Origin of the sequence: Paracoccus sp. TD-10 (genome assembly GCF_048270675.1) — a bacterium.
GTDB lineage: Bacteria > Pseudomonadota > Alphaproteobacteria > Rhodobacterales > Rhodobacteraceae > Paracoccus > Paracoccus pantotrophus.
The window spans coordinates 987175-999241 of record NZ_CP182418.1 but is presented as its reverse complement, the minus strand read 5'-3'; the positions used below and the strand labels follow the sequence as shown (position 1 = coordinate 999241).

12 protein-coding genes are annotated in these 12067 nt (G+C 67.7%); 7 read left to right on the top strand and 5 right to left on the bottom strand.

The genetic code is table 11. The features are described from left to right. The first annotated feature begins 219 nt into the window (after nucleotides 1-219). A complete protein-coding gene (locus ACNKFW_RS04910) occupies nucleotides 220-2559 on the top strand; it encodes a transglycosylase domain-containing protein (protein ID WP_147427735.1) in 2340 nt (779 codons plus the stop codon). 148 nt (nucleotides 2560-2707) lie between these two features. Here the strand turns inward: ACNKFW_RS04910 and ACNKFW_RS04905 are convergent, their stop codons facing one another. Both ACNKFW_RS04905 and ACNKFW_RS04900 read right to left on the bottom strand, forming a co-directional pair. Continuing rightward, nucleotides 2708-3304, bottom strand: coding sequence for an MlaC/ttg2D family ABC transporter substrate-binding protein (locus tag ACNKFW_RS04905; protein ID WP_024845047.1), 597 nt, complete (start codon nucleotides 3302-3304; stop codon nucleotides 2708-2710). Further along, nucleotides 3294-4022 carry a VacJ family lipoprotein gene (locus ACNKFW_RS04900; RefSeq protein ID WP_024845048.1) on the bottom strand — a complete coding sequence of 243 codons (729 nt, stop codon included), beginning with the start codon at nucleotides 4020-4022 and terminating at the stop codon, nucleotides 3294-3296. The genes ACNKFW_RS04905 and ACNKFW_RS04900 overlap by 11 nt, the downstream gene beginning before the upstream one ends. Nucleotides 4023-4182: 160 nt before the next feature. Here ACNKFW_RS04900 and ACNKFW_RS04895 point away from each other — a divergent pair, with 160 nt between their 5' ends. Next, on the top strand, nucleotides 4183-5925 hold the full coding sequence (locus ACNKFW_RS04895) for a type I secretion system permease/ATPase (RefSeq protein WP_024845049.1): 1743 nt from the start codon (nucleotides 4183-4185) through the stop codon (nucleotides 5923-5925). After that, the gene (locus ACNKFW_RS04890) at nucleotides 5922-7325 is read left to right on the top strand and encodes an HlyD family type I secretion periplasmic adaptor subunit (RefSeq protein ID WP_024845050.1); all 1404 of its coding nucleotides are present in this window, start codon (nucleotides 5922-5924) and stop codon (nucleotides 7323-7325) included. Before ACNKFW_RS04895 ends, ACNKFW_RS04890 begins: the two co-directional genes overlap by 4 nt. Here ACNKFW_RS04890 and ACNKFW_RS04885 read toward each other — a convergent pair. Continuing rightward, on the bottom strand, nucleotides 7295-7720 hold the full coding sequence (locus tag ACNKFW_RS04885) for a hypothetical protein (protein WP_024845051.1): 426 nt from the start codon (nucleotides 7718-7720) through the stop codon (nucleotides 7295-7297). The genes ACNKFW_RS04890 and ACNKFW_RS04885 overlap by 31 nt on opposite strands. A gap of 112 nt (nucleotides 7721-7832) precedes the next feature. Between ACNKFW_RS04885 and ACNKFW_RS04880 the strand changes: the two genes are divergently transcribed. Together ACNKFW_RS04880 and ACNKFW_RS04875 are read left to right on the top strand one after the other, a co-directional pair. Continuing rightward, nucleotides 7833-8823, top strand: a protein-coding gene (locus ACNKFW_RS04880) for an IS630 family transposase (RefSeq protein ID WP_418024774.1) whose coding sequence is annotated in 2 segments (ribosomal slippage) — nucleotides 7833-8198 and nucleotides 8200-8823 — 990 coding nt in all. Because the reading frame shifts where the segments join, the coding sequence is not laid out codon by codon here. 84 nt (nucleotides 8824-8907) lie between these two features. Next, a protein-coding gene (locus tag ACNKFW_RS04875) for an IS5 family transposase (protein ID WP_418024772.1) occupies nucleotides 8908-9665 on the top strand; the annotation gives its coding sequence in 2 pieces (ribosomal slippage) (nucleotides 8908-9223 and nucleotides 9223-9665; 759 coding nt in all). Nucleotides 9666-9777: 112 nt separating this feature from the next. Here ACNKFW_RS04875 and ACNKFW_RS04870 read toward each other — a convergent pair. Together ACNKFW_RS04870 and ACNKFW_RS04865 are read right to left on the bottom strand one after the other, a co-directional pair. After that, nucleotides 9778-10329, bottom strand: a complete 552-nt coding sequence (locus tag ACNKFW_RS04870) for a recombinase family protein (protein ID WP_208852065.1) — start codon at nucleotides 10327-10329, stop codon at nucleotides 9778-9780. Beyond that, entirely contained in the window at nucleotides 10319-10582 is a 264-nt protein-coding gene (locus ACNKFW_RS04865; RefSeq protein WP_244314540.1) for a recombinase family protein, read from the bottom strand. Before ACNKFW_RS04865 ends, ACNKFW_RS04870 begins: the two co-directional genes overlap by 11 nt. Nucleotides 10583-10780: 198 nt before the next feature. On the opposite strand from ACNKFW_RS04865, the gene ACNKFW_RS04860 reads away from it, so the two are divergent. Together ACNKFW_RS04860 and ACNKFW_RS04855 are read left to right on the top strand one after the other, a co-directional pair. Continuing rightward, entirely contained in the window at nucleotides 10781-11044 is a 264-nt protein-coding gene (locus ACNKFW_RS04860; RefSeq protein ID WP_167521755.1) for a hypothetical protein, read from the top strand. Between the two features lie 199 nt (nucleotides 11045-11243). After that, complete coding sequence (locus ACNKFW_RS04855) at nucleotides 11244-11732, top strand: DDE-type integrase/transposase/recombinase (RefSeq protein WP_211331210.1); 489 nt, start codon at nucleotides 11244-11246, stop codon at nucleotides 11730-11732. Nucleotides 11733-12067 lie beyond the last annotated feature (335 nt).

Here is a 12067-nt window from a genome sequence, read left to right as displayed (position 1 = left end):
TGTCCCGGTCAGGAAACCCGCCGCCCCCCTCCAGGCACAAGGTTTGTGCAGCTTTCGGCCCGGCCCGCCCCTCGCCTGCACGAAATAAGGGCAGGAATGCCGGGTTCTGCAGCCTGCGGGGGCAGTTCACTGATAGGTCATCTCGGTTCTCAAGCCCCTGGCTTTGATGTATGTTGCGCGCCAATGGGCCGGAGCAATCGGCCGGGCAGGAAAGCAGGCATGAAGAAACCGACCGGCAAGGGCCGCATCGTCGCGGACAAGCGCAATTTCGACCAAGCCCCTCAGAAAGCGCAGAAACGAACCGGCGGATCATCCCCTGGCAAGCCCCCCAGGCGGCGGCGCGGCGGCAATGTGGTGACGCGGGGAATCGCCGGAATCATCGCGCTGGTCTGGCGGGTGATCTGGGGCGCCTTCTGGCGGCTGGGGCTGACGGTGGCGCTGATTCTGCTGGCCGCCAGCTTCTATTATTACACCACGCTGCCCGAACCTGCGGCGCTTTTCGACGGCCGTGCCCGCGGTTCCGTCACCATGCTGGACACCGAGGGCCGGGTCTTTGCCTGGCGTGGCGAAACTTTCGGCATGGTCAGCGCCGACAAGATCGCACCGGTGCTGAAGGACGCGGTGGTCGCCACCGAGGACAAGCGATTCTATCGCCATCCGGGCGTGGACCCGCAGGGCATCGCCAGCGCCATCAAGATCAACCTGGCCGCCGGCCGCGGCCCGCTGGAGGGCAACGGCGGCTCGACCATCACCCAGCAGGTCGCCAAGCTTCTGTGCCTGGGCGAGAGCTTCGACCCGATCCGCTGGAAATCCGAGGCCGAGTTCGAGGCCGAGTGCCGCAAGTCCTCGATCTGGCGCAAGGTCAAGGAAGTGCCCTATGCGCTGGCGATGGAGTTCAAGTATTCCAAGCAGGACATCCTGAACATCTACATGAACCGCTCGTATCTGGGTGCCGGGGCGCGCGGCTTCGAGGCGGCGGCGCAGCGTTACTTCGACAAGTCGGCCGCCGAGGTGAACGCGGCCGAGGCGGCGATGCTGGCCGGGCTGCTCAAGGCGCCCAGCTATTTCGCGCCGACCTCGAACCTGCAGCGCGCCCAGGACCGGGCCACGGTGATCCTGGGGCTGATGCATGACCAGGGCTATCTGGACGACAGGCAGTTCGCCGAGGCCAAGGCGCAACCGGCGGCGCTGTCCAAGGCGGCGGCGGCGCGGGCCGGCGGCTATTTTGCCGATTGGGTAATGGAATCCGGCCCCGGCTTCCTGACCAGCGAGACGACCGAGGACGTCACCATCACCACCACCTTCGACCAGCGCGTGCAGCGCGCCGCCGAACGTGCGCTGAAGCGCATCTTCGACGAAAAGGTCGCCGAGGGCTCCAAGGCGCAGGCGGCCGTGGTGGTGATGTCGCCCGACGGCGCCGTGCGCGCCATGATCGGCGGGCGCGACAATACCGCGACCGGCACCTTCAACCGCGCGACCCAGGCCAAGCGGCAGACCGGCTCCAGCTTCAAGCCCTTCGTCTTTGCCGCCGCGCTGGACCAGGGCTACAGCCCGAACGACACGGTGCTGGACGCGCCGCTGACCATCAACGTGCGCGGCTCGGGACCGTGGTCGCCGCAGAACTACACCCGCCGCTATTCGGGCGAGGTGACGCTGACCCGCGCCCTGTCGCAATCGCTGAACACCGCCACCATCCGCCTGCAGGAAATCGCCGGCCGCGATGCCGTGCGCCGCGTGGCGCAGGATTTCGGCTTTGCCAGCGACCTGGCCAGCGGCCCCTCGCTGGGGCTGGGCGTCTCGGAATCGACGCTGCTGGCGATGACCGGCGCCTATGCCGGCATCCGCAACGGCGGCACCGCCGTCAGCCCCTACGGCCTGGTGGAGCTGCGCATCAAGGGCGACGACCAGGCGCTGATCGGCCAGGCCGGCGGCATGGGCCAGCGCGTGATCTCGCAAAAGGCGGCGCGCGAGCTGATCGGCATGATGCAGCAGGTGATCGAGCGCGGCACCGGCACCCGCGCCAGGCTGTCGGGCCGTCCGGCGGCGGGCAAGACCGGCACCACCTCGAGCTATCGCGACGCCTGGTTCATCGGCTTCACCGGGCAATATGTCACCGGCGTCTGGATGGGCTATGACGACAACACGCCGCTGAAGGGCGTGACCGGCGGCGGGCTGCCGGCCGAGATCTGGCAGGCGGTGATGGCCGAGATCCACGAGGGCCTGCCGGTCGAATCGCTGGGCAGTTTCGCCTTCGACCCGGACAGTGCCGTCCCGCAGGTGGTCAGCACCGGCGGCGATGGCGCGGCCGATCCCCTGGCCGCGGCGCTGTCCGAGGCGCTTGGCCAGCCCTTGCCGCAAGGCCAGCGCCAGGATCAGACGCAGCCGGGGGACGGGGCCGGGCGCGCCCTGCCCGATCCCGGCGTGCAGACGCCCGGCGGCCCGCCCACCTTCCCGGCCGAGACCATCACCAGCGGCCCCGAAGCCGAGATGCCGCCGCCCGGCGCCGACGACGCGCTGACCCAGGCGCTGCGCGGCATCCAGGGTGTCTATCAGGAATGAGGAACGGCCGGTTCCGCGGGACCGGCCTTCCTGTTTTTCGTGCAGGCCGCAGGCGTCATCACTGTGCCCGCCCGGCCGCGCCGCCGCGGTGGGTATTTGGGGAACGAAGAAGCCGCTTTGTCCTTGGCGCCGGGACGCGCGCCGGGGCTCAGCCTGCCTGCTGCAAGTCCGCCGTCAGCGCCGCCAGATCGCCCTTGCGCCGCGCCAGCATCGCCCCGATCTCGGCCCGTTCCGAGGCGAGCATGTTCACCCCCTCGATGATGATGTTGAAATAGCGGCTCTTCCCGGACTTGTCCGAGACATGCCATTCCACTTCCATCGGGCTGCGACCCTTGAGATAGGCGACCGAGGTCACGGCAAAGAAGGATTTCACCGGCCTGGCGCCCGTGACCTCGATCTTCGAGCCGATGAACTCGCGGAAGCGCTTGCCGTATTTGCGCCCGATATAGCCCTGGAACGCCTGGCGATAGGCCGCAAACTCGGCCGCCCCGGCCTGGCGCGCCGCCGGACCCAGGGCCGAGCGGGCGATGATCTCGACATCGGCATAGCGCGCGAAGATCGCCTCGAAGGCGCGATACATCTGCGCCGGCGGCTGGCCGGAATTGATCACGGCATAGACTTCGCCCAGGGATTTCTCGATCAGCGCCCGCGCCTCGCCGGTGTCCAGCGCCCAGGCGGGCCGGACGGCGATGGCCAGCCCCGCGCCGACCAGGCCCAGGAACCCGCGGCGGGTTTCATTCGGCATAAGGGTCAATGTGCTCTCCTTCCTCGCCCAGTTCGTGACGGCGATGCTGCAACCAGATCAGCCGCGTCTGGGCATAACTATCGGCGCTTTCGTGCAGGATGGAATCGACGGAATCGCCGAAACGGCCCCGCTCACCGGCTTTTGAGGCGACGCGTGCCCCCATGCCGATCAGGTATTGGTCGCGGTTCAGCCAGCCCCGCATCGGGTCGATGACCAGATCGACGACGCGGCCCGCCGCATCGCGCTGGGTCGAGGGACCAATCAGCGGCAGTTCCAGATAGGCCCCCTCGCCCACCCCCCAGGTGGCAAGGGTCTGGCCGAAATCCGTGTCCTCCTCGGGCAGGGAGAAATCGCTGGCGGCCGGATCGAGAAAGCCCGCCAGCCCGACCGTCGTGTTCACCAGGAACCGCAGGGTCATGCGCGCGGCCGGCCCCGGCTTGCCTTGCAGCAAGTGGTTCACCACCCTGCCCGGCTGTGCCAGGTTCGAGCCGAAATTGCCAAGGCCCGCGACGACATGGCTGCCGATCCCGCTCCCTTCGCCGCCCGACATGCCTGCGCCCAGCGGCTTGACGACATGCGCGTCGATCCCGCGGTTGAAGGCATGGACCTTGCGGTTCATCGGTTCGTAAGGGTCATGGATGCCGTCACCGTCGCGGTTCGAACAGGCCACCAGCACGACGGCCGCGACAAGAAGCAGGGGGAGATTCCACGCAGGCAAGCTTTTGATAACCTTCTGAAGCTAAGACTGGTCGGACCGGCGGCGATTCGCCTCGGGGCAGACGGCGGGGCGGCGGCGGACTGTTTCACGGCTGCGCTTTGGGATATGCGCTGGGGCGATTCCGGGCAAGCCCGGTCATGGTAACGAGGAAGGAACCGGCATGGCCTTGCCGCCGATGCGACATGACGGCCAGCGCGAACTGCAATCCGCGCGCAGCCTGGCCTGGCAGCTTTACGCCATTGTCGGCCTGTTTTCCTTTGCGGTGAACCTGCTGATGCTGACCGGGCCGCTGTTCATGATGCAGGTCTATGATCGCGTGCTGGCCAGCCGCTCGGTCGAAACATTGACCGCCCTGTTTCTGCTGGTCGCGTTCCTGTTCACGCTGATGGGGGTGATCGACCTGGCGCGCAACCGCGTGATGTCCCGCATCGCCGCCCGTTTCCAGGACCGGATGGAGGGGCGGGTCTTCACCGCCGCGCTTCAGGACGGCCAGGCCGCCGGCTCGGACCTTGTGGTGCGCGGCGGCATGCGCGACCTCGAGGCAGTGCAGCGGCTGATCGCCTCGCCGGTGCTGATGGCGCTGTTCGACCTGCCCTGGGCGCCCTTTTTCCTGGCAGCGGTCTTCATCTTCCACCCGATCCTGGGCGCGGTGGCGACGGCGGGCATGGCGGTGCTGGTCGCGGCGACGCTCTTGAACCAATGGCTCAGCCGCGATCTGCTGCAGCAGGCCGGCGTCGCCGCGCAATCGGCCGAGCGCATGTCCGACCTCTACCGCGACGAGGGCGAGTTGATCGGCTCGCTCGGCATGCGGGCGGCGGCCTTCCGCCGCTGGCAGGCGGCGCGCGACCGTGCGACCGAGGCGACGCTGCGCGCCAGCGACCGCGCCACCGGCTTCACCGTCTTCTCCCGCACCTTCCGGCTGTTTCTGCAAAGCGCGCTGCTGGCCGCCGGCGCCTGGCTGGTGCTGCGCCAGCAGGTGACGCCGGGCGCCATGATCGCCTCGTCGATCCTGATGGGCCGGGCGCTGGCCCCGGTCGAGCAGGTGGTGGGCGGCTGGTCCATGGTCCAGCGCGCCCAGGACGGCTGGAAACGGCTGGCCGAGCTGCTGTCGCGCCACCCGCCGGTCGCGCAGCGCACGCCCCTGCCCCGGCCCGAGGCCCGGCTCGAGCTGCGCAACCTGGCCGTCGTGCCCCCCGGCCAGGGCGCGGCGATGCTGCGCGGGGTCAGCTTCGACCTTGCCCCCGGCCAGGCGCTCGGGGTGATCGGCCCCTCGGGCGCCGGCAAGACCACGCTGGCGCGGGCGCTGATCGCCGCCTGGCCCGTCGCCTCGGGCTCGATCCGGCTCGGGGGGGCGACGCTGGACCAATACGACCCGGACGCACTCGGCCGGCTGATCGGCTATCTGCCGCAGCAGGTCACGCTGTTCGACGGCACCATCGCCGAGAACATCGCCCGCCTCTCGCCCCAGCCCGATCCGCAGCGCGTCGTCGCCGCCGCCACGGCCGCCGCCGCGCATCGCATGATCCTGGACCTGCCGCAGGGCTACGACACCCGCGTCAGCCAGGCCGGCGGGCAGCTTTCCGGCGGCCAGATCCAGCGCATCGGCCTGGCCCGCGCGCTTTACGCCGACCCGGTCATCTTCGTCCTGGACGAGCCGAACTCGAATCTCGATAATGAGGGATCGACGGCGCTGAACCTGGCGATCCGCACCATCAAGGCGCGCGGCGGCGCCGTCATCATCATGGCCCATCGCCCGGCTGCGATCACCGAATGCGACCTGCTGCTGGTGCTGGACCAGGGCCTGCGCCGTGCGTTCGGCCCGCGCGACGAGGTGCTGAAATCCCTGGTCAAGAACGCCGAGCAGATCGCCCGTGCCCAGGGCCACGGCGGAGGGGTGACATGAGCGATCCGAACCGATCCGGCCGCGCGCCGGCCGACGACATGCCCGGCGACGTGGCCCGCGTTTCCGCCGGGCCGCATCCGGCCCCGGGGCCATCCCCACCGCCCAGGCGCCCCGACTGGTCGGCGCGTGGCCCGGTCATCCTGGGGCTGGCGGCGATGCTGGTTCTGGTCGGCGGCTTCGGGCTCTGGTCCTGGACCGCGCGTATCGCCGGCGCTGTGGTCGCACCCGGCCAGGTCGAGGTCGAGCAGCGCCGCCAGGTCGTCCAGCACCCCGATGGCGGGGTGGTGGCCGGGATCCTGATCCATGACGGCGAAAGCGTGACCGCCGGCCAGCCGCTGATCCGGCTGGACGGCGCGCTTCTGGGGACCGAGCTCGCCATCGTCGAGGGCCAGTATTTCGAGATCCTCGCCCGCCGCGGCCGGCTCGAGGCCGAACGCGCCGACCGCAAGCGGATCGCCTTCCCGCAGGAACTGGTCGAGGCCGCCGCCAACCGCCCCGAACTCGCCGCGCTGATGGAGGGGCAGGCCAGCCTGTTCCAGGCCCGGCTCGACACGCTCGAACAATCCCTGGGCCAATTGGCCAAGCAATCCGAACAGGTGCAGTCGCAGATCGGCGGCGTGGACGCGCAAACCCAGGCGCTGGAGCAGCAGCGCGGCTTCATCGCCCAGGAATTGCGCGACCAGCGGTCCTTGCTGGAAAAGGGCCTGGCGCAGGCCCCGCGCGTGCTGGCGCTGGAACGCGAGGCCGCCCGGCTCGACGGGCTTCTGGGCGAGGCGACGGCGACCCGCGCCCGCGCCGTGACGCAGCTGGCCGAAATCGACCTGTCGCGGCTGGAAAAGACCGCCACCCGCCGCGAAGTCGCCGAAACCGAACTGCGCGAACTGGGCTATCGCGAGCTGGAACTGGCCGAGCGCCGCCGTGCGCTGGCCGAGCGCATCGCCCGGTTGGACATCCGCGCCCCGGTCTCGGGCGTGGTACAGGAATTGCAGATCACCACCCCGCGCTCGGTGATCCGCCCGGCCGATCCGATCCTGTTCATCATCCCGCAGGACCGGCCGCTGCTGGTCGCCGCCCGCATCGCCACCATCAATATCGACGAGGTCCAACCCGGACAAAGGGTGGTGCTGCGCTTCTCGTCCTTCTCGTCGCGCACCACGCCCGAGATCGACGGGATGCTCAGCCGCGTCTCCCCCGACACCCTGGTCGACCCGGCCACGCATGTACCCTATTATCGCGGCGAGGTGACGATCCCCGCCACCGAGGCCGAAAAACTGAAGGGGCTGGACCTGATGCCCGGCATGCCGGTCGAGGTCTATGTCCAGACGGGCGAACGCAGCCCGATGGCCTATCTGGCCAAGCCCCTGACGGATTACTTCACCCGTGCCTTCCGCGAGAACTGAACGGCCCCGGCCCCCCCGTCATTCTCCCTTGTCCAAATATCCCGGGGGAGTCGCGCCCCCGGCGTGATGATGGATGACAAAAGGTTTGAGACTCTGCAGTTTTTCGGGTGTTTAAAATCAATGGCTTCCCAATGCTTCTCAAGCTGGGCCGCGATAAGCCGGTTCTCCGGGTCGCAGGCGGCATAGCGCCGTTCCGCCAGCGAAGCATCGTATTCTGACTGCTGCAGGCCGAGTTCGGCTATGCGCCGGCGCTCGGCCTCTCCTTCCCTGTGCATCCGCTCTGCCTCCAGCGCGGCCTCGACCGCCATCGGCTCGACCACCCGCAGTATCTCCGATGCGATCGCGGCGTCCACACGGGATCCGCCGAAGCTGAGACAGCGCAGCAGGCCGAGCATGAGATTGGGCCGATCGCAGCGATAGGTCGGACGCCTAGAGCGAATTTGACCAACACCGGGTCGCTTTGAGGATTCACGCGATGAACAATGTCTGATTCACTGCTCCTGTGATTTGCCAGGAGGAGATGATGACGAGGAGCCTGAGACGAGGAGCCTGAGCGGAGACCTTCGCGGTCGGGTAATTGCCGCGATCGAAGATGGGGTTTCGACGCGGGAGGCGGCACGACGCTTCCGCATCGGCATCTCGACGGCCGGGGCCTGGTATCGCCGCTATCGCGAGACCGGCGAGATGGAAGCGCGCAAGCAGGGACAGCCGTCGCGCTCGAAGCTTGATACGCACGCGGCCTTCATTCCGGGCCTCATCGAGAAGACACCGGACATCACTCTTGCTGAGATCGGCGAGCGCCTTGCTGGCGAGCGCGGCGTGCGGGTGGCGCCCTCGACGGTCTGGCTGTTTCTTGACCGGCGCGGCATCACGTTCAAAAAAAGACGGCCAAAAAAAGACGGCGCATGCCTCAGAGCAGCAGCGTCCCGATGTCTTGCGCCGCCGCATAGCCTGGTTCGACGGCCAGCTCGATCTCGATCCCGAGAGGCTCATCTTCATCGATGAGACCGCGGCATCCACGAAGATGGCGCGGCTGCGAGGACGAGCGCCATGTGGCGAGCGATGCCGGGCGCCCATTCCACACGGACATTGGAAGACCACCACCTTTACCGCGGGCCTGCGGCTATCTGGCATGGCGGCACCGATGCTGCTCGATGGGCCAATGAACGGACCAGCCTTCCTCGCCTATGCCGAGCAGGTGCTCGCACCAGAGCTGCGCCCCGGTGACGTCGTGGTCATGGATAATCTGCCCGCCCACAAGATCAGCGGCGTGCGCGACGCCATCGAAAAAGTTGGAGCACGGCTCCTGTTCCGCCCGCCATACTCGCCGGACTTCAACCCCATCGAGATGGCTTTCTCCAAGCTCAAGGCACTGCTCAGAAAGGTCGCTGCCAGAACCGTTGACGATCTCTGGTCAGCCGTCGCCGACTGTCTATCCGCCTTCACCCCCGAGGAATGCCGGAACTACTTCGAGCCCGCCGGATATGACCCGGACTAAGTCGAATCCGCGCTAGGTAGTGTCTTCATTTAAGGATTCCCATACTGTCTGAGTTCTGTTTCAAGATCGAAAACGGAGGCGATCTTGAGCAGGCGGACGCTGACAGACGAGCAATGGGAACGGATCGGGCCTCTGTTGCCCGGCAAGGCTGGTGATCGGGGCCGCAGCGCTGCGGACAATCGGCTGTTCATCGACGCGATCCTGTGGTTGGCACGAGGTGCTTCGCCCTGGCGCGACCTGCCGCCGGAACTGGGGCACTGGAAGAGCGTCTACACCCGGTTCCGCCGCTGGTCCCGCGCCGGGGTCTGGGAGCGTCTTTTCAGGGAGTTGAGCGCCGATCCCGACTTCGAATATGTGCTGGTCGATGCCACCATTTCCAAGGTCCACGCAGATGCGACCTCGCAAAACGGGGGCTTGAGGCTCACGCCATCGGCCGCTCTCGGGGTGGGCTGACGACCAAGATCCATGCTGCGGTGGACGCGCTTGGCCTCCCGGTCCGGTTCGCGATCACGCCGGGCCATTGGGCCGACAGCCCGCAGGCCCGGGGGCTGATCCGCGGCCTTGCGGGCGGCGGCCATGTCATCGCCGACGCCGGATACGACACCGAGGCGTTGCGCCGCTTCATCGCCGGCGACCTGCGCGCCACCGCACAGATCAAGCGCAACCGAAGCCGCGCCGGAAGCCGGCCGCTGGATCGGGCGCTCTCCGGGGAACGCCACCTTGTGGAGTGCTTCTTCAACCGCCTCAAACGATTCCGCCGGATCGCGCTCCGATGCGAGAAAACCGTCGCCTCCTTAAAGGCATTCGTCGACCTCGCCTGCGCAATGGCAGCGATCGCCTAAATGAAGACACCGCCTAGGCTGGGGCGCCGGCAGGGGCGACCGCCAGGCCGCGGCCACAGCGCCCGCAGGTCAGCATGCCCGCAAGAAGGGCACGGCCGCCCCGCCCGGACTTCTATCCTCCCGCACGTCCATAGGCATTGGCTGCGAGCAGCATCCGGTTCCGCTCGTATTCCGCCCAACCGATATAGGCGGCATGATGATCGCGGATCAACACGTCCCACGCCTCCGGCGGCTTGCCATGGCCGTAGGACTTGCGGGCGCGGCCGTCGACCAGTTCGATGCGCTTCTCACTCTTTCCATAGACATAGGCCCCGGCGTAGAAGGGATTCTTCAGCATCCCGATGACGTTGCGGTAGCGGATCGCTGTCCAGTCGAAGGAGGTCAGGCGCTTGCCGTCCGAGGGGCGTGGAAAGACCACCCCCTCCGCCGCCAGCGACAGATGCGCCTGCCGTGCGCTGCCGAGCTGGCGAAACCGCTCGAAGACCAGCCGGATGACCTGCTGGAGCCGGAAGTCAGGATCGAGGCCGAGGCCGGTCTCGCGATGCCGGATGTAACCGAGCGGCACGCTGATCCGAAGTTCGCCACGGCGCGCCTTCGCCCGGGCAGCGTCAAGCATGCGCGCCCGGATCACCCCGAGCTCGAACTCGCTGATGCTACCCCTCATGCCGAGCAGCAGGCGGTCGTTCGGCAGGCAGGGATCGTGAGAGCCCATCGAGGTCGATGACACGCGCCTCGACAAGCCCGCACAGTTCGAGCAGGTGGTGCCAGTCCCTGCCATTGCGTGCCTGCCGCGAAGCGTCAAAGCAGAGCACGGCGCCGACTTCCCCGGCGCACAAGGCGGTGACAAGCTTCTCGAAGCCGGGCCGGGCCACCATGCCGCTGGCGGAGCGGCCGAGATCGTCGTCGATCACATCCACGGTCCGGAAACCACGACGACATGCGATCTCAACCAGTTCATATTGAGCCATCCGCCGAGAATCGGACAGTGAGGCAAGCTGCGATCCGCCGTCTTCTGGTCTCCAGGGACGAGGGGATCGGACGATGCCGAAAGGCAGGAACCATGACGCGGGCTTCAAGGCTCGGGTGCGCCGGAGGCCGCGAAGGGCGGGCGCATCGTGCCGGAGCTGGCCGCGGAATACCGCGTGCGCCCGACGATGATCCATCAATGGAAGAAGGCGCTGCTCGAAGGGGCATCGGACATCTTCGAACGCGGCGGGAAGAAGGCCGAGATCGATGAGGCCACGATGCGGTCGCTGCACGCCCGGATCGGGGAGCCGGCCGGCGCCAACGCTTCCTGTCCGGAAAGCCCAGGCCCTGGACCGGCCAGTGACGAGGGATCGAAGCCGCCACCGGTTCAAGGCCGATCCCGAACGCGATGATTGAACGCTCCCGTCCCGCGCTGTCGCTCGGGGCGCCATGCCGCCTGCTGTCGATCCCGCGGTCCTCGATCCCGCGGTCCGCGTCCTGTTGCGCAGCAAGGGACGAGACCGGGATGAACCTCGCCCCTATGCGGCTGATCGACCGGCAGTTTCCGGAAACGCCCTGCTACGGCGTGCAGCAGATGACGGCGTGCAGCAGATGACCCGGCCCCTGCACAACGAAGGCCATGCCGTGAACGTCACGCGCAGCCGGCGGCTGATGCGGCTCATGCGCTTGATGCCGATCCGCCGGAAACCCGCTGCCAGCAGGCCCGCGCCCGGGCGCAAGACCTATCCCTATCCGCTGGGGGGGCGGGTCGAGCAACCCGACCAGGTCGGGTGCGCCGGCATCGCCGACCTGCCGATGCGGCGGGGCTGCCTCTGCCCGGTCGCCGTCATGGACCGGTTCCCCCGCAAGCTGCTGGCCTGGCGCATCTCGAACACGCCGGCGGCGGATTTCTGCGTTGCGGCCCGAAACGAGGCGGTCCACCACTGTGGCCCACCCGAGATCATGAACGCCGATCGAGCTTCGCAGTTCACGTCCTGCGCTTGGGTTGATCGGCTGAAACGGGCCGGCACCCGCATCTCGATGGATGGCAGGGGCGCTGTCTCGACACCGTCTTCATCGAGCGCCTCCGGCGATCCCTGATGCATGAATGCGCCTACCCGCACGCCTGGGAGACCGGCGCGCAGGCCAAGGCCGGCGCCGGCAGATGGATCGCCTTCTGCAGCCACCAGAGCGGCCTCGCACCGCCCATGGCGGACAGCCGCCCGCCGCGGTCTGCGTCAACCAGAGCGAAACCGACCGGCAGAGCCAGAGAGCGGCTTAAGTCACCCCAGAGCCCGCCCAATGATCGCGGAGTGGCTCATTATACCTCATTAGGTTATAATATGACCTGATGAGGGCGCTTTTTCAGCTTCTAACACCTATCATGCCAATCTTCCCGCGCACCATCTCAAAATCTGCGTGGCTTTTGCTGCTCG

Coding starts and splice junctions, on each gene's coding strand:
- ACNKFW_RS04895 (WP_024845049.1), top strand. CDS start 4,183: ATGGCCTTGCCGCCGATGCGACATGACGGCCAGCGCGAACTGCAATCC.
- ACNKFW_RS04885 (WP_024845051.1), bottom strand. CDS start 7,720: ATGCTCGGCCTGCTGCGCTGTCTCAGCTTCGGCGGATCCCGTGTGGAC.
- ACNKFW_RS04905 (WP_024845047.1), bottom strand. CDS start 3,304: ATGCCGAATGAAACCCGCCGCGGGTTCCTGGGCCTGGTCGGCGCGGGG.
- ACNKFW_RS04855 (WP_211331210.1), top strand. CDS start 11,244: ATGACCCGGCCCCTGCACAACGAAGGCCATGCCGTGAACGTCACGCGC.
- ACNKFW_RS04870 (WP_208852065.1), bottom strand. CDS start 10,329: ATGAGGGGTAGCATCAGCGAGTTCGAGCTCGGGGTGATCCGGGCGCGC.
- ACNKFW_RS04890 (WP_024845050.1), top strand. CDS start 5,922: ATGAGCGATCCGAACCGATCCGGCCGCGCGCCGGCCGACGACATGCCC.
- ACNKFW_RS04910 (WP_147427735.1), top strand. CDS start 220: ATGAAGAAACCGACCGGCAAGGGCCGCATCGTCGCGGACAAGCGCAAT.